Raw genomic sequence first — 20,087 nt, 5'->3', positions numbered from 1 at the left:
TCGGCGATCATGCCAGCCGTCGGTGAAGGGCCCCGGTGAGCCCGCCCCTCAGCGTGCCGCCAGCGCCGCGATCCGGGCCGTACGGGCCGCGTGGGAGCCGTACAGGGTGATCGTGACGACCCCGGCGACCGCGAGCAGCGCGAGGGTGACCGTGGCCGCCCAGCCCTCCGAGTGGTAGGCGAGGGCGCCCAGCGTGCCGCCGGCGCTGGAGCCGACGTAGTACGCCGACTGGTAGAGCGCCGAGGCCTGTGCGCGGCCCGTCTTCGCCGTGCGGCTCACCGCCGCGGAGGCCACCGCGTGGCCCGCGAAGAAGCCCGCGGTGATGAGGATCAGGCCGAGCAGGATCGCGGTGAGCGATTCCGCGAGGGACAGGAACAGGCCCGCCGCCGTCGTGGTCACCGCCAGGTACAGCGCGCCGCGCCGGCCCAGCCGGGCCACCAGCTGCCCGGCCGCCGCCGAGGAGACCGTACCGACCAGGTAGATCAGGAAGATCGAGCCGATGAGGCCCTGGCCGAGCGAGAACGGCTCGTCGACGAGGCGGTAGCCGATGACCGTGTAGACGGCGCCGAACACGGTCATGAACAGCGCGCCGATCCCGTACAGCCGCAGCAGCAGCGGATCGCGCAGGTGCCCGGAGACGGTACGTCCCACCGCGCGCGGGTTCAGCGAGGCCGGCCGGAAGAACCGGGCCCGGGGGAGGAGCACCAGGAAGGCCGCCGCGCACGCCAGGGACATCAGGCCGACGGCCAGCAGCCCGCCGCGCCAGCCCCAGACCTGGGCCGCCCAGCCCGTGACGAGGCGGCCGCTCATGCCGCCGATGGAGTTGCCCGCCACGAACAGGCCGATCGCGGCGACCAGCGCCTTCGGCTTCACCTCTTCCGCCAGGTACGCCATCGCGGAGGCCGGGATGCCGGCGATCGCCGCGCCCTGGACGGCGCGCAGCGCGATCAGCCACTCCAGGTTCGGCGCGAAGGGGACGAGGAGGCCGACGCCGACCGCGATCACCATCGAGCAGGTCATCATCCGGGTCCGGCCGAACCGCTCCGAGAGCGCGCTGAGCGGCAGGACGAACAGGGCGAGCGCACCGGTGGCCGCGGAGACCGTCCAGCTGGCCTGACCCGCCGTCACGCCGAAGCCGTCGGAGATCGCGGGCAGCAGCGCCTGGGTGGAGTAGAGGAGGGCGAAGGTGGCCAGGCCGGCGGCGAAGAGCGCCAGGCTGAGGCGGCGGTAGCCGGGACGGCCGGGCTCGTGCGCCTCGGGTGCGGAGGCGGCGGACGAAGGGGATGGTGCGGTGGAGGCACCCGGGATGACGGGTGCCCCGGTATGAGCGGGAGGCATGTGTACGACCGTAGGCTCCTCCTTTTCATGCGTCCAATGCGCAGATTCGCGATAATCAATCCATCCATGCATCAGCGCAGGTCAGATGGGTGTCTATCGATGAGTCGTTACGAAGAAGACATGGCCGTGACACATGCGCTGGCCCCGCGCCTCGCGTACTTCGTCGCCGTCGCCCGGCACGAGCACGTCACCCGTGCCGCGCACGAGCTGGGCGTCCCGCAGTCCACCCTGTCGCGGGCCATGGTCCGCCTCGAACAGGACCTGGGCGTCACGCTGTTCGCGCGCAAGGGCCGTACGGTCGCGCTCACCACCGCCGGCCGCACCTTCCTCGCCTCGGCGGAACGCTCGCTGGCCGAGATCGCCCGCGCCGCCGGCTCCGTCCAGCAGGACGCCGACCCGTCCTTCGGCAAGGTCGCCTTCGGCTTCCTGCACACCCTGGGCCCCGAGACCGTGCCCGGCCTGATCCGGGCCTTCCGGGCCGACCACCCCGGCGTACGGTTCTCCCTGGTCCAGAACTACGGCGAGGCCATGCTGGAGAAGCTGCGCGCGGGCGAGCTCGACCTCTGCCTGACCTCGCCGTTGCCCGACGCCCCGGACCTGGTGGCCCGCCGGCTCGACGAGCAGCGGCTGCGCCTGGTGGTCCCCGACGACCACCGGCTCGCGACGCGCAAGCGCATCCGCCTCGCGGAGGCCGCCGAGGAAACCTTCGTCACCCTGGAGCCCGGCTACGGGCTGCGCCGCATCACCGACGACCTGTGCGCGGAGGCCGGGTTCACGCCCCGGGTCGCCTTCGAGGGGGAGGAGGCCGAGACCCTGCGCGGGCTCGTCGCCGCCGGTCTCGGCGTGGCGCTGCTGCCGCCGCCCGCGGTGGCCCGGCCCGGGGTCGTCGAGCTGACGGTCACCGCGCCGCGGGCCGTCCGGGAGATCGGGGTGGCCTGGCTCGACGGGCACCCGGACACGCCGCCGGTGGCGGAGTTCAAGAAGTTTCTGCTGTCCCGTCGGGGGCGGCTGATTCCGGAGCTCCAGCCGGGCGGGGAGTGAGCGGGGTCCCGGTGGCCGCGGCCTCCGCGGAGGCGGTGGTGGCCGCGGAGGCCGTCGCCGCGGCCGTCGCCGACAGCAGGAACCCGGCCTGGAAACGGGACTTGGCCCCCACCGCCCGCATGATCTCGGCGATGTGGCGCTGACAGGTCCGCTCCGACATGCCCAGCCGCCGGGCGATGACCTTGTCCTCCAGCCCTTCCGCCAGCAGCCGCACGATGGTCTGGCGCAGCTCGTCGGAGATGGAACGGGCCTGGTCCGGCCCGATGGTGGTGTTGAAGGGCTCGGCCTCCGCCCAGGTGCGCTCGAAGGTCTGCGCCATGAACTGGACGACGTTGGGCTCGCGCACCACCAGCGCCGCCTTGATGTCGTCCTGCACCTCCATCAGCCCGGTGTGCCGGTCGACGAGGATCATCCGCATCAGCCCGTCGCCGACGGTACGGACCTGCGAGCCGAGCGCGGTCACCCGTTCCACGTAGGCGGCCGTCGGGCGGGAGTAGCGGGCGGTGTGCTGGTAGAGGGTGCGCATCCGCACGCCCCGGGCCAGCATCGCCTCGTCCCGCACCACCGCCCCCTCCAGGGTGGCCGTGCTGCGGCCGCCGCCCGGGTGGCAGGTCAGCACCTCGGACTCGGCCGAGGCGACGAGCTCCCCGATCAGGTCCTGCAGTGCGGCCGGGTCGGTGACCAGTTCCAGCGCGTTCGCCCCGCCCCGGGCGCGCAGGTCGGTGCCCGCCTCGTACGCGGGGAGCAGTTCTTCCAGCCGGCCGCGCAGCCGGTCCATCTCGTCGTGGGTCTGGCGCACCCGCACCGCCAGCGGGGCCAGCGTCCGGGCCACCGCGGCCTGCGGGGACACGGCGCTCCAGCACGTCCGCGCCGGCCCGTCGGGGCAGCTGCCGTCCGTGGCGGCGACCCGACGGGAGCGGGGCTGGATCAGGTGGGCCGCCGCGAGTTCGGTGACGGCGGCGCCGACGGACTCACCGAGCGCCTCGCCGGCCTCCGCCTCGGAGAAGGCGTGCCGTTCGGCCGCGTACGCGTAAAGACGCCGGGCCACGGAACTCAGTTGGTCCGTTTCATCCGATGGCATATGCATATTCGTCCCGGACTGTGCCGATTTGTAAACCCCTCGTGTTCCCGCAAGGCGTCAAGACGATGCCCTCCGATCTTCGTGAGGATAGGCCTAACCGGCACAGTGGTACCACGGCGTTCTCGGGGGAGGGCGCGGGCATCCTGAGTCCGCGCTTCGCCGTCCTGGCACCGCGCCCTCGCGCGGGCGCGTGCCTCAAGGTGGTCGCGCCGGGCCCGCCCGTGTCATCCGACCGGGCGGGGACGGTGCGGCCGGCACGGACGGCCTCGCGCGACCACCACCGCATCCCGGCGCTCCGGCCGCTCTCGTGCCGGGCTGTCGATCTCGTTCCGGGCCTGTAGACACGGCCGCCTTCAGCCGCGCAGGGACCGCCCGTAGCCGGAGGCCAGCGGCATCCGCAGGCCCAGCGGCGGGGGAGCCGCCAGCGCGTCGGTGACGGGCCGCGAGTAGGGCCCCGAGAACACGGAACCCAGGACGAAGTCCACGGACAGCGCCACGACTTCGTCCTGGTGCTCGCGCAGTCCGTGCCCGTCGGAGTGCACCTCGAAGCGGCACGTCGTGCGGTTCGCCTTCTTCGCCCGGGTCGCCAGGCGGTAGGACAACTCCGGGTCGCTGCGGGCGTCGTTGGTGCCGTGCACGATCAGGACCCGGCGGCCCGAGAGCTGCTTCACCGGTTCGGGGGAGTCCGTGTCCGACGGGTGGGGGAGCGAAGGGGCGAGTGCCAGAACGGAGTTGACGGCCTCGTGGCCCGCCGCGGCGAGCGCCGCCCGGCCGCCCGCGTCGTAGCCGGCCAGGCACACCGGCACGTCCCCGTAGAGCCGCACCACCTCGTCCGCGGCCCACTCGGCGTCCCCTTCGCGGGTTCCCGCGCCGTGGATGACCTGGTGCGTGACCAGCCCGTCCGCCGCGCCCGCACGGGCCAGGGCCCGCGCCAGCGGACGCACCGGACCGGGGGAGAATCTGGACGCTCCGGGGAGAAGGAGCACCACACCACTGACCGTTGAGACCGAGCCGGTCGCGCCGGCCGCCCGCCTCAGGCGGGCCCCGCGCGCCGGCGGCGCATGCTGTGCCATGACGGAACAGTCTCAGACGCAGAGGTGTACGCCACCCGTCCGCGCGGTCACTGTTACATATCGGCGGTGGCCACCGCCTCACCGCTCTACGCGCGTAGGAGCTAGAGTGCCCAGATGACGAGCGAGACCCCCAACCTGCCCACCCCGGATCAGATCCGCCGCTCCCCGAAGGTGCTCCTGCACGACCACCTCGACGGTGGGCTGCGCCCCGGGACCATCATCGAGCTGGCCCGCGAGGTCGGCTACGAGAACCTTCCCGAGAGCGACGCCGACAAGCTCGGCATCTGGTTCCGGGAAGCCGCCGACTCCGGCTCCCTCCCGCGGTACCTGGAGACGTTCGCCCACACCTGTGCGGTCATGCAGACGAAGGCGGCCCTCTTCCGGGTGGCCGCCGAGTGTGCCGAGGACCTCGCCGAGGACGGCGTCGTCTACGCGGAGATCCGCTACGCGCCCGAGCAGCACCTGGAAGCCGGCCTGACCCTCGAAGAGGTCGTCGAGACGGTCAACGAGGGCTTCCGCGAGGGCGAGCGCCGCGCGAAGGCCAACGGTCACCGGATCCGCGTCGGCGCGCTGCTGACCGCCATGCGGCACGCGGCCCGCGCGCTGGAGATCGCGGAACTGGCCAACCGCTACCGCGACAAGGGCGTCGTCGGCTTCGACATCGCCGGCGCCGAGGCCGGGTTCCCTCCCACCCGCCACCTCGACGCCTTCGAGTACCTCAAGCGCGAGAACAACCACTTCACCATCCACGCGGGCGAGGCCTTCGGCCTGCCGTCGATCTGGCAGGCCCTGCAGTGGTGCGGCGCCGACCGGCTCGGCCACGGCGTGAAGATCATCGACGACATCGAGGTCGCCGCCGACGGCTCCGTGACGCTGGGCCGCCTGGCCTCGTACGTCCGGGACAAGCGCATCCCGCTGGAGATGTGCCCGACGTCGAACCTGCAGACGGGCGCGGCGGTCTCCTACGCCGAGCACCCGATCGGCCTGCTGCGGAAACTGCACTTCAGGCTGACCGTCAATACCGACAACCGGCTGATGAGCGGTACCAGCATGAGCCGCGAGTTCGAGCACCTGGTCGACACCTTCGGCTACTCGCTCGACGACATGCAGTGGTTCACGGTCAATGCGATGAAGTCCGCGTTCATTCCTTTCGATGAACGCCTGGCCATGATCAACGACGTGATCAAGCCCGGTTATGCGGAGCTGAAGTCGGAATGGCTGTTCCGTCAAACCGCTTCCACCAGCGGTTCCGTCTCGGCCTAGGCCATGGCGTGACGGACTGAAAGCGCCCGGGAGGAGCAATTCCCGGGCGCTTTCTCGTATTTAATGATGTTTGCGGGAGGGGGTTTGAAGTGACTAGTTTGCGGAGCCGCTCATTTCCCCGTCGCAAGGACGATTCTTCATGAAGCAGTCAGCTGCCAAGACCCTCGGTGTTGCCGCTCTCGGTGCCGCCTTTGCCGCCGTCGCCGCCGGTACCGCCTCGGCCGCCGCCGTCCCCGCCGTCGGTCTCGGTGACGCTCTGGGCACCGTCACGGGCGCCGTCCAGGGCGCGACCAGCCAGCAGCACGTGACCGCCGATGAGGGCCAGAAGGCCCCCGAGGCGACCGACCCGGCCGCCGCGCTCGGCACGGTGACCGGTCTGCTCGGCGGTCTGCCGACCAGCGGCCTCGGCGCCTGATCCACTCCGGATCCCCTGCCGGATCCGTACGCGACCCGTACGCGATTCGCACGCACGCCCACGCGGCGCACGCCTCTTCGACCAGGTGTGTGCCGCGTCGCGTCATGTGCCAGGATCGCCGCCAACTGCCCGCCAAAACCCTGGGTATGAGGTTTCGACCATGCGCATGAAGGCACGAACGGCCACGGCCGTGCTGCTCCCCGCCCTGCTCTCCGCGATGGTGGGCTGCGGTAGTACGAACACCCCCGCCTCCGGCAAGGGCCCGGACCCGAAGGGCTCCGCGAGCGCGCCCGGGCAGTCCGCGTCGGCAGGCTCGGCCGGCGCGTCCGGCCCGGAGGGGTCCTCCGGCTCCGCGGGCACCGGCGGATCCGGTGACACGGGCGGCACCGGCGGCACGACCGGCCCCAAGCCGGCCTCCAGCAGGCTGGAGCGCTCCGCCCTGCAACAGGGCGACCTGACCGGGTACCAGATCTCCGCGAACGGCAAGAACCCGAACGCCCCCGACGGCCAGCCGCAGGCGGACCGCAAGGCCTGCCAGCCGCTCGCCGACATCATGGGCGACAAGCCCGACCCGGCGGCACGCGAGACCGTCAACCGGGGCATCGGCTCCCAGAAGCAGCTGGGCCTGGCCGTCTCCGCCTCCGTCAGCTCCTACGCCGAGTCCGACGCCAAGACGCTGATCGCCCGGCTGAAGGACGCCGTGGCCGCCTGCGCCGGCGGCTTCACCGCCACCGTCGAGAAGCAGAGCGGCACGTACCGCGACGTGAAGGCGGCCGACTACAAGACGGGCGGCGACGAGAGCGTCAGCTGGACGACGACCGCAGCCGCCGAAGGCGTCACCGCCCAGGTCCACCTGGTCGTCGTACGCCAGGGCGACACCGTCGTGCGCCTCATGGCACTCAACGTCACGGGCGGCAGCAAGACCCCCCAGGTCCCGCACGAGGTCGCTGACAAGCAGCTTCAGAAGGTCCGCGCCGCGCGCTGAATTCCGGGTCCTGCCGGCTACCAGCCGGTGGCGGCGGAAGTCGTGCTCGACTTCTCGTTCGGCAGGAGCACCCACAGCGCCAGGTAAAGGAGGAACTGCGGGCCGGGCAGCAAGCACGAGACGACGAAGATGATCCGCATCGTGTTCGCGGATATTCCGAAGCGACGCGCCAGACCGGCACAGACTCCGCCGATCCATCGTCCGTCACGGGGGCGGGCAAGGGCGCTCATGGTCTCTCCTCTGTCGTTGTGCGGGTCCGCGGGATGTTTTCCCGCGATGCCTCAATACTCCCGCTGAACAGAGGAGAGAACGTCGGTCCAAGGGCCGAGCCCGACCCTGGTAATTCTCGGGGTCGCCCCCTGAGATCGCCGCAGCCGGGCCCTCAGGGCCGGAACGACGGCCAGGTGCGCGAGCACCACGCCGAGGGTGTTCAGCAGCACCGAATCCACATCGACCACCTGCCCCGGGACCGCCGTCTGCAGCATCTCGATGCCGACCGAGACCAGCGCGCCCGCGGCGGCCGTCCGGGCCAGCGAGGACCAGGTCGCCAGCGGCGCAAGCTCCACCCGGCCGCTGAGCAGCGGCAGCAGCACCCCGAGCGGGGCCAGCAGCGCCAGCCCGCCGCCGATCCGGTGGGCGGCCTCCAGGGACCCGTAGGAGAGGTCCGCCCTGATCCCGGCCAGCGGGGTCAGATTGGCGGCAGCCGCCCAGGGCACGTCCAGCGGGCGCAGCATCAGCCAGCCGACGAGGAGGAGGTGGGCGCCCAGCAGGACTCCGGCGAGAAGCCGGATCCACAGATGTACGGCGGCGCTGCCGCTGCCCTTGACACGCTTGCCCTTGAGACGGTGCACGCCAGTGGAGACGCGGGTTCCGTCCCCGGCGGTTCCGGTGAAACCGCCGGTCAGCCGGTGGCGAGGAGCACAATCAGGATGAGCGCGCCGATCACGGCGGGCGCGATGATCTCGTACGACCAGGAGACCTTCACCGAGCCCTGGGCGCCGGTCCGCGAGGCGCCGCGCTCGTGCAGCGACCGCAGTTCGTCCATGGTCTGGTCGGCGGAGGCGCGGCGGACTTCCTCGTCCGGCGTCTTGCTCTGCCCGTTGCCCAGGCCGAGCCGGCGCGTCTGGCGGCGGTTGGCCTTGTTGCGCTCCCGCAGGGAGACCGGGATCGACCAGAGCTGGTACGTCGCCCCCTCCGCCAGCACCTCGGCGGAGAACCGGGCCCGCACGCTGTCGACGGCGGCCCAGGGGAGCTCGATGATCCGGAAGGGGTTGCGCACGCGCAGCCGGTCGGCGTTGGCGAAGACGGCCGGCCGGACCGTGAACGCGACGATGAGCGGAGCCAGGCACAGGACGACGGCGAGCGCGATCCACGGGACGTTCCCGTGCCCCCGCACCACGGCGTCGCCGCAGAGCCACGCGAGCAGGGCGAGCAGCACCACCCCGGTGACGGTGGCCATCGGGGAGCGGTAGACCCGGTCGTCGTACGCCGGCTCTTCGGTGGGCTGATCGCTGCTCATGCGGCCGATTCTGCCTCAAGCCGTCTCACCCCACGAGATCGGCGTACAGGATGATGTTGTCGGGCCGGTGACCGTCGGTGATTTCACCGCCGCAGGTGATCACGCGCAGCTCGGGGCGCGCGGTGTCCCCGTAGACCTTCTCGGTGGGGAAGTTCTTCTTGTCCACCTGCTCCAGCTCGCGCACCCGGAAGACGGCTTCGGTGCCGTCCGCCCTGGTCACCCTGATCTCGTCGCCGGTGTGGACGCGCGAGACGTTGCGCAGGACGGCCGGCCCGCGCGCGGTGTCGAAGTGGCCGATCAGCACCGCCGGGCCGGTCTCACCGGGGGTGACGCCCTTGGTGTACCAGCCGATCTTGTCCCCGTCCGCTACGGAGGGCACCTGGACCGAGCCGTCGGAGGCCAGCCCGAGCTCCAGGACGGGCGAGGCGTCCACGGCGGCCGAGGCGATCCGTACCCGGACGGGCGCGGAGGCGGGCAGGGCCGCGGCGGGCGGCGCCGAGGCCGAAGCCGACGGCGCGGCCGGGGCGGGCACGGGAGCGGCGGAGGTCTCGGCGACGTGCGGCGGCGGAGTGGCGGCCGGTGCGGCACCGCCGCACCCGGTCAGGGCGGCCAGGGCCAGCGGGCCGAGCAGGGCGGCGGCGAGCAGCGGGCGTCGGCGGGACGGGCGGTGATCCATGGGGACGGCTCCGGGGAACGGCCTGCGGCGGGCCACCGTGGGGTGGCCCGCCGGAAGCGGGAACGAATGGCTCGGGGCAGGGCGGTTCAGCCGCGGGCGCGGGCCTTGCGGGCGCGGACGGCGAAGGTGGTGCCGAGGCCGGCGAGTATCGCGATGAGGGCGGCGCCGGTGGCCGCGGTGGTGGTGTTGTCGGTGTCCGCGACGGCTTCGGTGGATTCGGCACCCGCGGCGACGGGACCCTTGGGGACGACGGCGGTCTGCGGCTTGGCGGCGGGCACGGCGGCCGGCTTCGCTGCGGGCTGCTCGGCGGGCTTCACCGAGGGCTTGGTGGTGGGCTTCGCCGTGGGCTTGGTGGCGGGGGTGGCCTTGGGCAGCAGGTACCAGCCGTTGGAGGCGCCCTCGCCCAGCACGTGGACGTTGAGGCCGTAGCGGTTCTTGTCCTGGCCGACCTCGACCTTCCGGAGGTCGTACTCGATGCCTTCGATGACGGCGCGCTTGTGGGTGGGGTCGAGCTTGGCCAGCACCCGGCCGGCCCAGCCGTCGCCCGGCTTCCAGTCGGGGGAGACGGCGCGGATCCAGACCTCGGGGCCCTCGGCTCCGTTGCGGAGCACGGCGATGCGGCCCTTGGCGACCAGGACGGTGTCGCCGTCGTAGCGGTCGTCCGGCGACGTGTTCGCCGAAGTGTCCGCGGACAGCACCGAAGCCGAGGTCACGGCCGTCACGGCCTGCGCGGAGGGCGCGGCGATGGCCGACGCGGCGGGCGCCAGGAGCGCTCCGGCGAGGGCGGCGGTGACGATCGAGGTACGGAGGGCGGTACGCATAACGACTCCTGGAAGCATTGTCTGGGAAGGGGCGGAGAGTCGCATGCCGCGGTGTCGCTGTCGGGGTTTCGTCCGGTCAGGTCTGCGGGGCTGCTGATGAGAAATCTACGGATCTTGATCGACCGGAACGTGGTCGTCCTGTCATGGCTGGGTAACAGCGAACAGTCGTCCGTCAGCCGCACCCACCTTCGATCCGTACGAGGGCGCGACGGGGCCGAAACACCCTCCGGCGGGCCACCACGAGGGCGGCACGCCGGAGGGGGCGGGAACGGGAACTACTCCCGGGGTCGCGATCAGCCGCGGGAGCGCGCCCTGCGGGAACGGACCGCGAAGGCCGCACCGAGCAGGAGGCCCACCGAGAGGACCCCGGCGCCGGCGACCGCGACCGGGGCACCCACGCCCTCGGCTTCGGAGCTCCCCGTACCGAGCTCGGCACCCGCGGCGACCGGCCCCTTCGGGACCACGACCGTCTGGGGCTTCGGCTTCACCGTGGGCTTGGTGGTGGGCTTCGGCTTCGGCGTGGTGGCCTTGTCCTCGACGAGCTCGTAGTTGCGCAGGCAGCCGGGCTGGAGGGCGGGGAAGGAAGTGGTGGAGGCCTCGATGCCGCCCTGCATCTGCCACCGCAGGACCGGCTTGGCACCGCTCGGGTTGATGATCTGGACGTTCTTCAACCAGGAGGGGTTCTTGCGGTCCAGGACCTTCCAGACGCCCTTTTCCCCGGAGGCGTACAGATCCACCTTCGGGCCGTCCACCGTCGTCCACAGTTCGGCCGTCGTCCCCGCGCCGAGGACCACCCGCTTGGGCCCGGAGACGCAGATGGCGGTGACCTCCTCCGAGGTCCCGGCCCCGGAGGCGGTGGCGGACGGTGCGGTGGTGGGTGCGGCGGCGAAGGCGCTGCCGGCGGGCAAGAGCATCGCGCCCGCGAGGGCGGCGGTGGTGATCGAGGTGCGGAGGGCGAGGGCGGTACGCATGACGACTCCGTGTGTGGTCGGAAGTGGGCAGAGGAGAGCCGCATGCCGCGACGAATCTGTTTCGGTCTGGTTCGGCCGGGTCAGGTGTGGCGGGCTGCTGAAGACAAAACTACGAATCCTGTGAGGCCGGAGGATCCGGCTCCCGTCCCGGCCGTGTAACACCCGAACGCGTGTCGGAACGGACGGGGTGATTCCCTCGCGGATGCCCCCGAATCGACAGAGGGGGGTGACAGGTCGCTACGCGCGTAGATATGCTCATGTGGTGACCATGCCCACCACCCTCACCGCATTCGCTGACGTGACGACGTCCGACAGTGCGCTGCGCCGCTTCCTGCACGGGCTGCCCGGCGTCGACGCTGTCGGCCTGGAGGCCCGCGCGGCCTCCCTCGGCACCCGCTCGATCAAGACGACGGCCAAGGCGTACGCCATCGACCTCGCCATCTCGATGATCGACCTGACGACGCTGGAAGGCGCGGATACCCCGGGCAAGGTCCGGGCGCTCTCCGCCAAGGCAGCCAACCCCGATCCGACCGACCGCACCACGCCCATGACGGCCGCCGTCTGCGTGTACCCCGACATGGTGGCCACCGCCAAGGCCGCCCTGAACGGCGCCGACGTCAAGGTCGCCTCCGTCGCCACCGCCTTCCCGGCCGGCCGCGCGGCGCTGCCCGTCAAGCTCGCCGACACGGCCGACGCCGTGGCCGCCGGCGCCGACGAGATCGACATGGTCATCGACCGTGGCGCCTTCCTCGCCGGCCGCTACCTGGACACCTACGAGCTGATCCGCTCCGTGAAGGAGGCCTGCGTCCGCCCCGACGGCAGCGCGGCCCGTCTCAAGGTGATCTTCGAGACCGGCGAGCTGTCCACGTACGACAACATCCGCCGCGCCTCCTGGATCGGCATGATGGCCGGGGCCGACTTCATCAAGACGTCCACCGGCAAGGTCGGGGTCAACGCGACGCCCGCGAACACGCTCCTCATGCTCGAAGCCGTCCGCGACTTCAAGGCGCAGACTGGAATCCAGATCGGCGTGAAGCCGGCCGGCGGGATCCGGACCACCAAGGACGCGATCAAGTTCCTGGTCCTGGTCAACGAGACCGTGGGCGAGGACTGGCTGTCCAACCACTGGTTCCGCTTCGGAGCCTCCAGCCTGCTCAACGACCTGTTGATGCAGCGCCAGAAGCTGAGCACCGGCCGGTACTCCGGTCCCGACTACGTGACGGTGGACTGATCGCCATGGCATCCGCATTCGAGTACGCACCCGCCCCCGAGTCCCGTTCCGTCGTCGACATCGCACCCTCCTACGGGCTGTTCATCGACGGCGAGTTCACCGACGCGGCGGACGGCAAGGTCTTCAAGACCGTCTCCCCGGCCTCCGAAGAGGTCCTCGCCGAGATCGCCCAGGCCGGCGCCGCCGACGTCGACCGCGCCGTGAAGGCCGCCCGCAAGGCCTTCGAGAAGTGGTCCGCGCTGCCCGGCTCCGAGCGCGCCAAGTACCTCTTCCGCATCGCCCGGATCATCCAGGAGCGCAGCCGCGAGCTGGCCGTCCTGGAGACCCTCGACAACGGCAAGCCGATCCGGGAGACCCGCGACGCGGACCTGCCGCTCGTCGCCGCGCACTTCTTCTACTACGCGGGCTGGGCCGACAAGCTCGACCACGCGGGCTACGGCGCGAACCCGCGCCCCCTCGGCGTGGCCGGCCAGGTCATCCCGTGGAACTTCCCGCTGATGATGCTCGCCTGGAAGATCGCCCCGGCGCTCGCCACGGGCAACACGGTCGTGCTCAAGCCGGCCCAGACGACCCCCCTCTCCGCGCTCTTCTTCGCGGACATCTGCCGCCAGGCGGGCCTGCCCAAGGGCGTCGTCAACATCCTCACCGGGTACGGGGACGCGGGCGCGGCCCTCGTCGAGCACCCGGACGTGAACAAGGTCGCCTTCACCGGCTCCACCGCCGTCGGCAAGGCCATCGCGCGCCAGGTCGCCGGCACCTCCAAGAAGGTCACCCTGGAGCTGGGCGGCAAGGGCGCCAACATCGTCTTCGACGACGCCCCCATCGACCAGGCCGTCGAGGGCATCGTCAGCGGCATCTTCTTCAACCAGGGCCAGGTCTGCTGCGCGGGCTCGCGCCTCCTGGTCCAGGAGTCGATCCACGACGAGCTGATCGACTCGCTCAAGCGCCGGCTGACCACGCTGCGCCTGGGCGACCCGCTCGACAAGAACACCGACATCGGCGCGATCAACTCCGCCGAGCAGCTCGCCCGGATCACCGCCCTCGCGGACACCGGCGAGGCGGAGGGCGCCGAGCGCTGGTCGGCGCCGTGCGAACTGCCGAACGCAGGCTACTGGTTCGCCCCGACGCTCTTCACGAACGTCTCCCAGTCGCACACCGTCGCCCGCGACGAGATCTTCGGCCCGGTGCTGTCCGTGCTGACCTTCCGTACGCCCGACGAGGCCGTCGCCAAGGCCAACAACAGCCAGTACGGCCTGTCCGCCGGCATCTGGACGGAGAAGGGCAGCCGCATCCTCGCGGTCGCCAACAAGCTCCGCGCGGGTGTGGTGTGGGCCAACACGTTCAACAAGTTCGACCCGACCTCGCCCTTCGGCGGCTACAAGGAGTCGGGCTTCGGGCGCGAAGGCGGCCGTCACGGCCTGGAGGGCTACCTCGATGTCTGAGTCATCGTCGGCGACGCGTCTGAGCGTCTTCAAGACCTACAAGCTGTACGTCGGGGGCAAGTTCCCCCGCTCCGAGAGCGGCCGGGTGTACGAGGTGTCCGACTCCAAGGGCAAGTGGCTGGCCAATGCCCCCCTGTCCTCCCGCAAGGACGCCCGGGACGCGGTCGTCGCCGCCCGCAAGGCCTTCGGCGGCTGGTCGGGTGCGACCGCGTACAACCGCGGCCAGATCCTCTACCGCGTCGCCGAGATGCTGGAGGGCCGCCGCGAGCAGTTCGTCCGCGAGGTGGGCGAGGCGGAGGGCCTGTCCAAGACGAAGGCCGCGGCCGTCGTCGACGCGGCCATCGACCGCTGGGTCTGGTACGCGGGCTGGACCGACAAGATCGGCCAGATCGTGGGCGGGGCCAACCCGGTCGCGGGCCCGTTCTTCAACCTCTCCACCCCGGAGCCGACGGGCGTCGTCACCGTCGTCGCCCCGCAGGCCTCGTCCTTCCTGGGCCTGGTCTCCGTGATCGCCCCGGTGATCGCGACGGGCAACACCGTCGTCGTGATCGCCTCGGAGAAGTCCCCGCTCCCCGCCCTCTCCCTCGGTGAGGTGCTGGCCACCTCCGACCTGCCCGGCGGCGTGGTCAACATCCTCTCCGGCAAGGCCGCGGAGATGGGCCCGCACCTGGCGTCCCACCAGGACGTCAACGCGATCGACCTGGCCGGAGCCGACGAGGCGCTGGCCAAGGAGCTGGAGATCGCGGCCGCGGACAACCTCAAGCGCGTCCTGCGTCCACAGCCTGTGGACGACTGGAGCGCGGACCCGGGTACGGCGCGCATGACGGCGTTCCTGGAGACCAAGACCGTCTGGCACCCGACCGGGTCGCTGGGCGCGGGCGGGTCTTCGTACTAGCGGGTCGTCTCACCAGGGGCCCGGCGGCCCCACCCCCGAAGACGGGCCCCGGCGGCGTCCCCCGCGCTGCCGGGGCCTCTTCACGTGCCCGTACGTGCCGTACGTGCAGTACGGGAGCTACTTGCCGCCCGTCAGGGGGCCCAGGAGGGACGACGCCGCAGCCGTGGGCAGCTCGCCGACCGACGGCCCCCGGGTCAGGATGCCCGTGACCATGCCGGTGCCGACGGAGGGGAAATCCGCGACCTGGGTGGCGATGCCGTTGTCGAGCGGGTCCACGCCGGTGTGGGCCAGGGGATTGACCTTGAGGTTCGAGATCGGGTCGGAGACCCCTGCGAGGGCCGCCGGAACATCGAGCTCGCCCGCCTGGGCGCCGCCGGCGGCCATCGCGAGGGCCGCGCCGGCCATCGAGAGGGTCAGACCTGCGCTGCGCAGCGCCTTGGAGTGGGGGGCTTTGGGGGCTGCGTGACGTGCCATGGGTTCCCGCCTGTGGGCTCGTACGGAGTCGTGATCGCGTGCGCACGCAGCGTAGTGGAGGTGTGATCCTGGATACCAACGGACCTTTGGGTGGGTCCCCTGCGCGAGCTAATAGTTCACACTGTTGTTCCGTGAGCTGTTCCTCTCCTTTGCCTACGCGTGTCGTCCTCCTGACCGGGCCCTCGGGTTCCGGCAAGTCCTCGCTGGCGGCCCGGTCCGGGCTGCCCGTGCTGCGCCTGGACGACTTCTACAAGGACGGCGACGACCCGACCCTCCCGTTCGTCGAGGGCAGCGCCGACATCGACTGGGACTCGCCGCTGTCCTGGGACGCGGAGGCGGCCGTGGCCGCGATCTCCGAGCTGTGTGCGGCCGGGCGGACCGAGGTCCCCGTCTACGACATCGCCACCTCCTCGCGGACCGGTACGGAGGCGCTGGACATCGCCCGGACCCCGCTGTTCATAGCCGAGGGGATCTTCGCGGCGGACGTCGTCGTGCGGTGCCAGGAGCTGGGGCTGCTGGCGGACGCGATCTGCCTGCGCGGGCGGCCCAGCACCACCTTCCGGCGGCGCCTGGCCCGTGACCTGCGCGAGGGGCGCAAGTCGGTGCCGATGCTTTTGCGGCGTGGGTGGCGGCTGATGCGGGCCGAGCGGGGAATCGTGGCGCGGCATACCGCGCTGGGTGCGCATGCGTGTGGTCGTGACGAGGCGCTCGGGCGGCTTGCCGCTGCTGCCGCGGGGCGGCACCGGGCCGTGGCCCGGGCCTAGCCTTCGCTGCCCTGGCAGGGCTGTGCTCGCCGGGCCCTGCGGGGCTTGTCCCCTACCCGCCCTTCCGCCGTTCCCCGGGCGCTGCCCGGACCCGGAAAGATCCTGGGGCTCCGCCCCAGACCCCGGTCCTCAAACGCCGGACGGCTGGATGGGCCCGGCTGAGAGTGCGGACGCCAAAAGGCGGGACCGTGCGGACCCCCGTCCGCTCGATCCCGCCCTTTGCCCCCGTGGCCCCCGTCCCACCCCCGCAGGACGGGCCCCCTGGCCCTTTGGTCTTGTGTGCCGCGGTCCTACGCGACCAGGTCCTCGAAGGACTCCGCCTCGTCGCGGCCGAAGCTCAGCGCCTCGTCCTCGCGCATCCGGCGCAGCGAACGCCAGATGCTCGACTTCACCGTGCCGACGCTGATGCCGAGGATCTCCGCGATCTCCGGGTCCGTGCGGCCCTCGTAGTACCGGAGCACCAGCATCGTGCGCTGCGGCTCCGGGATGCGGGTGAGCGCCTGCCACAGCACGGCGCGCAGCTCCGTACCGCCCATGGCGTCCGTGTCCGAGGCCGTCTCCGGCAGCTCTTCCGTCGGGTACTCGTTGAGCTTGCGCCGGCGCCAGGCGCTGATGTGCAGGTTCGTCATCGTGCGGCGCAGGTATCCGCCGACGGCGGCCTTGTCGCTGATGCGGTCCCAGGCGCGGTACGTGGAGAACAGTGCGGTCTGCAGCAGGTCCTCGGCCTCGTAGCGGTCGCCGGTCAGGTGGAAGGCCGTCGCGTAGAGGGCGGCCCGCCGCTCCTGGACGTACGCCGTGAACTCGGCCTCGTTGGAGGAGTCCGGGGCGTCCGTGGAGCCCGGCGTGCGCTGGGCGGGGACGGAGGGGCGCTCGTAGGTCTTCGCGTCGATGGCCACCACGTGCGCCGGCCGCCGGGAAGGGGCCGTCGCCGTACGGATTGCCGTGCGGCGGTTCACATCGTGCAGCCGCGTGACAATCGCGCTGGTGTTGATGCTGTGCAGCGTGTTCATCTCGCGCCCCCCGTCGTGGAGTCTGTCTGGTCCGTTGCCAAGAAGACTGCCCGCCCGACATAACCGGGGTGTCCTTCGACTGTCACAGGCCTGTCACAGGGAGCCGAGTGGGAGCCGATCAGGAGCCCTGCGGAGGCACCGCGGAAGCCTCCCGGGGATTCGAGGTGCAGGGCGGTCGAAGTCCCGAGGGGCGATGGGACAGAATGAGCCCGTGCCTTTCCTGTTGCTCATCGAGGACGACGACGCCATCCGCACGGCCCTCGAACTCTCCCTGACTCGCCAGGGCCACCGTGTGGCCACCGCGGCGACGGGCGAGGACGGCCTCAAACTGCTGCGCGAGCAGCGGCCCGATCTGATCGTGCTCGACGTCATGCTGCCCGGCATCGACGGCTTCGAGGTGTGCCGGCGTGTCCGGCGCACCGACCAGCTGCCGATCATCCTGCTCACCGCGCGCAACGACGACATCGACGTGGTCGTCGGCCTGGAGTCGGGAGCGGACGACTACGTCGTCAAGCCCGTCCAGGGGCGGGTCCTCGACGCCCGCATCCGGGCCGTGCTGCGCCGTGGCGAGCGCGAGGCCACCGACTCCGCCGTCTTCGGCTCGCTGGTCATCGACCGCAACGCCATGACGGTGACCAAGAACGGCGAGGACCTCCAGCTCACCCCGACCGAGCTGCGGCTGCTCCTGGAGCTCAGCCGCCGCCCCGGCCAGGCGCTCTCCCGCCAGCAGCTGCTGAGGCTGGTGTGGGAGCACGACTACCTCGGCGACTCGCGCCTCGTCGACGCCTGCGTGCAGCGGCTGCGCGCCAAGGTCGAGGAAGTGCCCTCCTCGCCCACCCTGATCCGTACCGTGCGGGGCGTCGGCTACCGACTGGACTCCCCGCAGTGATCAGAGCCCTGTTCGCGGGCCGGCGCTGGACCAGCCTGCGGCTGCGGCTCCTCGTCGTGTTCGCACTGGTCGCGCTGACGGCCGCCGTGTCCGCGTCCGGGATCGCGTACTGGCTCAACCGCGAGGCCGTCCTGACCCGGACCCAGGACGCCGCCCTCGGCGACTTCCGGCAGGAGATGCAGAACCGGGCCGCGGCGCTGCCCGCCGACCCGACGCAGGAGGAGCTGCAGCACACCGCCGAGATGATGGCGGGCAGCAGCCCCGGCTACAGCGTGCTGCTGGTGGACGAGAAGGACGGCCGCAAGGTGGCCGGGTCGGCCGGTCCCGACGCCTTCTCGCTGGCCGACGTACCGAAGTCGCTCCAGCACGCCGTGAACGACCGGCAGAAGACCACCTCGGCCAACGACGCCGCGTACCACGTGTACTGGCAGCGGACGAAGCCGAACGGGAACCCCTACCTGGTCGGCGGCACCCGGATCGTGGGCGGCGGGCCGACCGGCTACATGTACAAGTCCCTGGCCCAGGAGCGCGACGACCTCAACGCCCTGGCCTGGTCGCTGACCATCGCCACCGGACTCGCGCTGCTCGGGTCCGCGCTGCTCGCGCAGGCCGCGGCCCGTACGGTGCTGCGGCCCGTGCAGCGGCTCGGCGACGCGGCGCGCCGGCTCGGCGAAGGGGAGCTGGACCACCGGCTGGAGGTGTCGGGGACGGACGAACTCGCCGATCTGGCCCACACCTTCAACAAGACGGCGGAGGCGCTGGAGAAGAAGGTCGCCGACATGAGCGCGCGGGAGGAGTCCAGCCGGCGTTTCGTCGCGGACATGTCCCACGAACTGCGCACGCCGCTGACGGCGTTGACGGCGGTGGCCGAGGTGCTGGAGGACGAGGTCGAGTTCCTCGATCCGATGATCGCACCGGCGGTGGGTCTGGTCGTGAGCGAGACCAGGCGGCTGAACGACCTCGTGGAGAACCTCATGGAGGTCACCCGCTTCGACGCGGGCACGGCGCGCCTCGTACTGGACGACGTGGACGTCGCCGACCAGGTGACGGCGTGCATCGACACGCGGGCGTGGCTCGACGCGGTCGAACTCGACGCGGAGCGCGGGATCGTGGCGCGGCTCGACCCGCGGCGGCTCGACGTGATCCTGGCGAACCTGATCGGCAACGCGCTCAAGCACGGCGGCTCGCCGGTCCGGGTCTCCATCCGGGTGGAGGACGACTGGCTGGTCATCGCCGTACGGGACAACGGGCCGGGCATCCCCGAGGCCGTACTGCCGCACGTCTTCGACCGGTTCTACAAGGCGAGCGCGTCGCGGCCGAAGTCCGACGGCAGCGGGCTCGGCCTGTCCATCGCGATGGAGAACGCGCACATCCACGGCGGCGACATCACCGCGGAGAACGGGGCGGAGGGCGGTGCGCTGTTCACGCTGCGGCTGCCGGTGGACGTGGGGAAGGTGATCGCCGGTGACGACGAGGCGTAGGACGGGGGCCGGGACCAAGGCCGGTACGAGGCGTACGGCGACGACCGCCGTGGTGGCGGCCCTGAGCCTGCTGTCCGCGGGCGTCCTGTCGGGCTGCGGGATCCGGGCGACCACCGTGCCGGTGGACGTGGGCGCGGCGCCCTCGCGGGTCTCCTGCAAGACGCCGACCGGCACGGCCGCCGGAACGGGCGGGGTGCAGGGCATCCGGGCCACGGTGGAACTGGTCTGCGGGGCGCAGCTGGTGGGCGTCCAGCGAGTGGTGCCGGTGCCGGAGAAGCAGCCCGCGCGTGACGCGGCCGTGTTCGTCGCCCAGGCCCTGCTGGCGGCGCTCCAGCGGGAGCCGTCGGCGGAGGAGCGGGAAGCCGGTTTCACGACCGAGGTGCCGGCCGTGCTGACGGCCTCGGCGCCGCGGCCGGGGGACCCGGCGGGCACGGTACGGCTGAGCCGCAAGCCCGAGGACCTGCCTCCGGTGGCCCTGTCGCAGCTGGTGTGCACGCTCGCGGAGAGCGACGCGGTGTCGGCTGGGCCGGGTCCGGTGGTCCTGGGCGGTCCCGACGCGGATCCGCCGAGGGCCTGGGAGTGCACGGACGCCGTCCGCTCCCGCCCGGAGTCGGTACCGACCCTGGGCGACGTGGTGCTGCCGTCGGCGAGCCCGGCGCCGCGCCCTTCCTGACCCGGTCACGACGAAGGCCCCCCGAGCCGGAGCTCGGGGGGCCTT

Annotated in this window: 22 protein-coding genes; 11 read left to right on the top strand and 11 right to left on the bottom strand. The window is 71.8% G+C overall.

What is annotated here, in order from left to right; all coding sequences use genetic code 11:
* Positions 1 to 48 precede the first annotated feature (48 nt).
* The gene (locus ACFRU2_RS14780; protein ID WP_382971969.1) at positions 49 to 1,338 is read right to left on the bottom strand and encodes an MFS transporter; all 1,290 of its coding nucleotides are present in this window, start codon (positions 1,336 to 1,338) and stop codon (positions 49 to 51) included.
* A 99-nt stretch (positions 1,339 to 1,437) separates the two neighbouring features.
* Here ACFRU2_RS14780 and ACFRU2_RS14775 point away from each other — a divergent pair, with 99 nt between their 5' ends.
* Positions 1,438 to 2,379 (top strand): LysR family transcriptional regulator, encoded by a 942-nt coding sequence (locus tag ACFRU2_RS14775; protein ID WP_382971967.1) that lies wholly within the window; start codon positions 1,438 to 1,440, stop codon positions 2,377 to 2,379.
* On the opposite strand, the gene ACFRU2_RS14770 is transcribed toward ACFRU2_RS14775, so the two are convergent.
* Positions 2,315 to 3,427 (bottom strand): LuxR C-terminal-related transcriptional regulator, encoded by a 1,113-nt coding sequence (locus ACFRU2_RS14770; protein WP_382971966.1) that lies wholly within the window; start codon positions 3,425 to 3,427, stop codon positions 2,315 to 2,317. The genes ACFRU2_RS14775 and ACFRU2_RS14770 overlap by 65 nt on opposite strands.
* 386 nt (positions 3,428 to 3,813) lie before the next feature.
* A complete protein-coding gene (locus tag ACFRU2_RS14765; protein ID WP_382971964.1) occupies positions 3,814 to 4,533 on the bottom strand; it encodes an alpha/beta hydrolase in 720 nt (239 codons plus the stop codon).
* A gap of 114 nt (positions 4,534 to 4,647) precedes the next feature.
* Between ACFRU2_RS14765 and ACFRU2_RS14760 the strand changes: the two genes are divergently transcribed.
* The 3 genes from ACFRU2_RS14760 to ACFRU2_RS14750 all read left to right on the top strand — a co-directional run bounded on the left by ACFRU2_RS14760 (position 4,648) and on the right by ACFRU2_RS14750 (position 7,196).
* Positions 4,648 to 5,796: an adenosine deaminase gene (locus ACFRU2_RS14760; RefSeq protein ID WP_250746172.1), complete on the top strand. Its 1,149-nt coding sequence runs from the start codon at positions 4,648 to 4,650 to the stop codon at positions 5,794 to 5,796.
* Positions 5,797 to 5,935: 139 nt separating this feature from the next.
* Positions 5,936 to 6,211, top strand: coding sequence for a hypothetical protein (locus tag ACFRU2_RS14755; RefSeq protein WP_274549194.1), 276 nt, complete (start codon positions 5,936 to 5,938; stop codon positions 6,209 to 6,211).
* Between the two features lie 166 nt (positions 6,212 to 6,377).
* Positions 6,378 to 7,196 (top strand): sensor domain-containing protein, encoded by an 819-nt coding sequence (locus tag ACFRU2_RS14750; RefSeq protein WP_382971962.1) that lies wholly within the window; start codon positions 6,378 to 6,380, stop codon positions 7,194 to 7,196.
* A 17-nt stretch (positions 7,197 to 7,213) separates the two neighbouring features.
* On the opposite strand, the gene ACFRU2_RS14745 is transcribed toward ACFRU2_RS14750, so the two are convergent.
* The 6 genes from ACFRU2_RS14745 to ACFRU2_RS14720 form a co-directional block, all read right to left on the bottom strand.
* Entirely contained in the window at positions 7,214 to 7,426 is a 213-nt protein-coding gene (locus ACFRU2_RS14745; RefSeq protein WP_327304962.1) for a PspC domain-containing protein, read from the bottom strand.
* 51 nt (positions 7,427 to 7,477) lie between these two features.
* Entirely contained in the window at positions 7,478 to 7,993 is a 516-nt protein-coding gene (locus tag ACFRU2_RS14740) for a VanZ family protein (RefSeq protein ID WP_382972543.1), read from the bottom strand.
* 104 nt (positions 7,994 to 8,097) lie between these two features.
* Positions 8,098 to 8,715: a PH domain-containing protein gene (locus ACFRU2_RS14735; RefSeq protein ID WP_382971960.1), complete on the bottom strand. Its 618-nt coding sequence runs from the start codon at positions 8,713 to 8,715 to the stop codon at positions 8,098 to 8,100.
* Positions 8,716 to 8,740: 25 nt separating this feature from the next.
* Positions 8,741 to 9,391, bottom strand: coding sequence for a class F sortase (locus tag ACFRU2_RS14730; protein WP_382971958.1), 651 nt, complete (start codon positions 9,389 to 9,391; stop codon positions 8,741 to 8,743).
* Positions 9,392 to 9,477: 86 nt separating this feature from the next.
* On the bottom strand, positions 9,478 to 10,212 hold the full coding sequence (locus ACFRU2_RS14725; protein WP_382971956.1) for a hypothetical protein: 735 nt from the start codon (positions 10,210 to 10,212) through the stop codon (positions 9,478 to 9,480).
* A gap of 293 nt (positions 10,213 to 10,505) precedes the next feature.
* Positions 10,506 to 11,183 (bottom strand): hypothetical protein, encoded by a 678-nt coding sequence (locus tag ACFRU2_RS14720; RefSeq protein WP_382971954.1) that lies wholly within the window; start codon positions 11,181 to 11,183, stop codon positions 10,506 to 10,508.
* A gap of 268 nt (positions 11,184 to 11,451) precedes the next feature.
* Here ACFRU2_RS14720 and deoC point away from each other — a divergent pair, with 268 nt between their 5' ends.
* From deoC to ACFRU2_RS14705, 3 genes are read left to right on the top strand one after another with little or no spacing between them, the layout of a single operon-like run.
* On the top strand, positions 11,452 to 12,414 hold the full coding sequence (gene deoC, locus ACFRU2_RS14715; protein WP_250746380.1) for a deoxyribose-phosphate aldolase: 963 nt from the start codon (positions 11,452 to 11,454) through the stop codon (positions 12,412 to 12,414).
* Positions 12,415 to 12,419: 5 nt separating this feature from the next.
* Positions 12,420 to 13,856 carry an aldehyde dehydrogenase family protein gene (locus ACFRU2_RS14710; RefSeq protein WP_250746198.1) on the top strand — a complete coding sequence of 479 codons (1,437 nt, stop codon included), beginning with the start codon at positions 12,420 to 12,422 and terminating at the stop codon, positions 13,854 to 13,856.
* Entirely contained in the window at positions 13,849 to 14,751 is a 903-nt protein-coding gene (locus ACFRU2_RS14705; protein WP_382971952.1) for an aldehyde dehydrogenase family protein, read from the top strand. The genes ACFRU2_RS14710 and ACFRU2_RS14705 overlap by 8 nt, the downstream gene beginning before the upstream one ends.
* A gap of 117 nt (positions 14,752 to 14,868) precedes the next feature.
* On the opposite strand, the gene ACFRU2_RS14700 is transcribed toward ACFRU2_RS14705, so the two are convergent.
* On the bottom strand, positions 14,869 to 15,225 hold the full coding sequence (locus tag ACFRU2_RS14700; protein ID WP_382971950.1) for a hypothetical protein: 357 nt from the start codon (positions 15,223 to 15,225) through the stop codon (positions 14,869 to 14,871).
* A gap of 65 nt (positions 15,226 to 15,290) precedes the next feature.
* Here ACFRU2_RS14700 and ACFRU2_RS14695 point away from each other — a divergent pair, with 65 nt between their 5' ends.
* Positions 15,291 to 15,989, top strand: a complete 699-nt coding sequence (locus tag ACFRU2_RS14695; RefSeq protein WP_382972541.1) for a uridine kinase — start codon at positions 15,291 to 15,293, stop codon at positions 15,987 to 15,989.
* Between the two features lie 290 nt (positions 15,990 to 16,279).
* On the opposite strand, the gene ACFRU2_RS14690 is transcribed toward ACFRU2_RS14695, so the two are convergent.
* Complete coding sequence (locus tag ACFRU2_RS14690) at positions 16,280 to 16,999, bottom strand: SigE family RNA polymerase sigma factor (RefSeq protein ID WP_382971948.1); 720 nt, start codon at positions 16,997 to 16,999, stop codon at positions 16,280 to 16,282.
* A gap of 211 nt (positions 17,000 to 17,210) precedes the next feature.
* Here ACFRU2_RS14690 and afsQ1 point away from each other — a divergent pair, with 211 nt between their 5' ends.
* From afsQ1 to ACFRU2_RS14675, 3 genes are read left to right on the top strand one after another with little or no spacing between them, the layout of a single operon-like run.
* Entirely contained in the window at positions 17,211 to 17,888 is a 678-nt protein-coding gene (gene afsQ1 / locus ACFRU2_RS14685) for a two-component system response regulator AfsQ1 (RefSeq protein ID WP_250746240.1), read from the top strand.
* On the top strand, positions 17,786 to 19,369 hold the full coding sequence (locus ACFRU2_RS14680; protein ID WP_382972539.1) for an ATP-binding protein: 1,584 nt from the start codon (positions 17,786 to 17,788) through the stop codon (positions 19,367 to 19,369). Before afsQ1 ends, ACFRU2_RS14680 begins: the two co-directional genes overlap by 103 nt.
* Positions 19,353 to 20,042 carry a hypothetical protein gene (locus ACFRU2_RS14675; protein ID WP_382971946.1) on the top strand — a complete coding sequence of 230 codons (690 nt, stop codon included), beginning with the start codon at positions 19,353 to 19,355 and terminating at the stop codon, positions 20,040 to 20,042. The genes ACFRU2_RS14680 and ACFRU2_RS14675 overlap by 17 nt, the downstream gene beginning before the upstream one ends.
* The last annotated feature ends 45 nt before the right edge of the window (positions 20,043 to 20,087 follow it).

This window comes from Streptomyces sp. NPDC056883, assembly GCF_042788835.1.
GTDB lineage: Bacteria > Actinomycetota > Actinomycetes > Streptomycetales > Streptomycetaceae > Streptomyces > Streptomyces stoeckheimensis.
The sequence above is the reverse complement of the archived record's forward strand: the minus strand, read 5'-3'. Positions and strand labels throughout refer to the sequence as shown.

What these genes read in the sequence shown, in the direction of transcription:
- ACFRU2_RS14725 (WP_382971956.1), bottom strand. Translation starts at nt 10,212, where the DNA reads ATGCGTACCGCCCTCCGTACCTCGATCGTCACCGCCGCCCTCGCCGGA.
- ACFRU2_RS14765 (WP_382971964.1), bottom strand. Translation starts at nt 4,533, where the DNA reads ATGGCACAGCATGCGCCGCCGGCGCGCGGGGCCCGCCTGAGGCGGGCG.
- ACFRU2_RS14760 (WP_250746172.1), top strand. Translation starts at nt 4,648, where the DNA reads ATGACGAGCGAGACCCCCAACCTGCCCACCCCGGATCAGATCCGCCGC.
- ACFRU2_RS14690 (WP_382971948.1), bottom strand. Translation starts at nt 16,999, where the DNA reads ATGAACACGCTGCACAGCATCAACACCAGCGCGATTGTCACGCGGCTG.
- ACFRU2_RS14720 (WP_382971954.1), bottom strand. Translation starts at nt 11,183, where the DNA reads ATGCGTACCGCCCTCGCCCTCCGCACCTCGATCACCACCGCCGCCCTC.
- ACFRU2_RS14745 (WP_327304962.1), bottom strand. Translation starts at nt 7,426, where the DNA reads ATGAGCGCCCTTGCCCGCCCCCGTGACGGACGATGGATCGGCGGAGTC.
- ACFRU2_RS14780 (WP_382971969.1), bottom strand. Translation starts at nt 1,338, where the DNA reads ATGCCTCCCGCTCATACCGGGGCACCCGTCATCCCGGGTGCCTCCACC.
- ACFRU2_RS14710 (WP_250746198.1), top strand. Translation starts at nt 12,420, where the DNA reads ATGGCATCCGCATTCGAGTACGCACCCGCCCCCGAGTCCCGTTCCGTC.
- ACFRU2_RS14730 (WP_382971958.1), bottom strand. Translation starts at nt 9,391, where the DNA reads ATGGATCACCGCCCGTCCCGCCGACGCCCGCTGCTCGCCGCCGCCCTG.
- ACFRU2_RS14700 (WP_382971950.1), bottom strand. Translation starts at nt 15,225, where the DNA reads ATGGCACGTCACGCAGCCCCCAAAGCCCCCCACTCCAAGGCGCTGCGC.
- deoC (WP_250746380.1), top strand. Translation starts at nt 11,452, where the DNA reads ATGCCCACCACCCTCACCGCATTCGCTGACGTGACGACGTCCGACAGT.
- ACFRU2_RS14735 (WP_382971960.1), bottom strand. Translation starts at nt 8,715, where the DNA reads ATGAGCAGCGATCAGCCCACCGAAGAGCCGGCGTACGACGACCGGGTC.
- ACFRU2_RS14750 (WP_382971962.1), top strand. Translation starts at nt 6,378, where the DNA reads ATGAAGGCACGAACGGCCACGGCCGTGCTGCTCCCCGCCCTGCTCTCC.
- ACFRU2_RS14755 (WP_274549194.1), top strand. Translation starts at nt 5,936, where the DNA reads ATGAAGCAGTCAGCTGCCAAGACCCTCGGTGTTGCCGCTCTCGGTGCC.
- ACFRU2_RS14775 (WP_382971967.1), top strand. Translation starts at nt 1,438, where the DNA reads ATGAGTCGTTACGAAGAAGACATGGCCGTGACACATGCGCTGGCCCCG.
- ACFRU2_RS14705 (WP_382971952.1), top strand. Translation starts at nt 13,849, where the DNA reads ATGTCTGAGTCATCGTCGGCGACGCGTCTGAGCGTCTTCAAGACCTAC.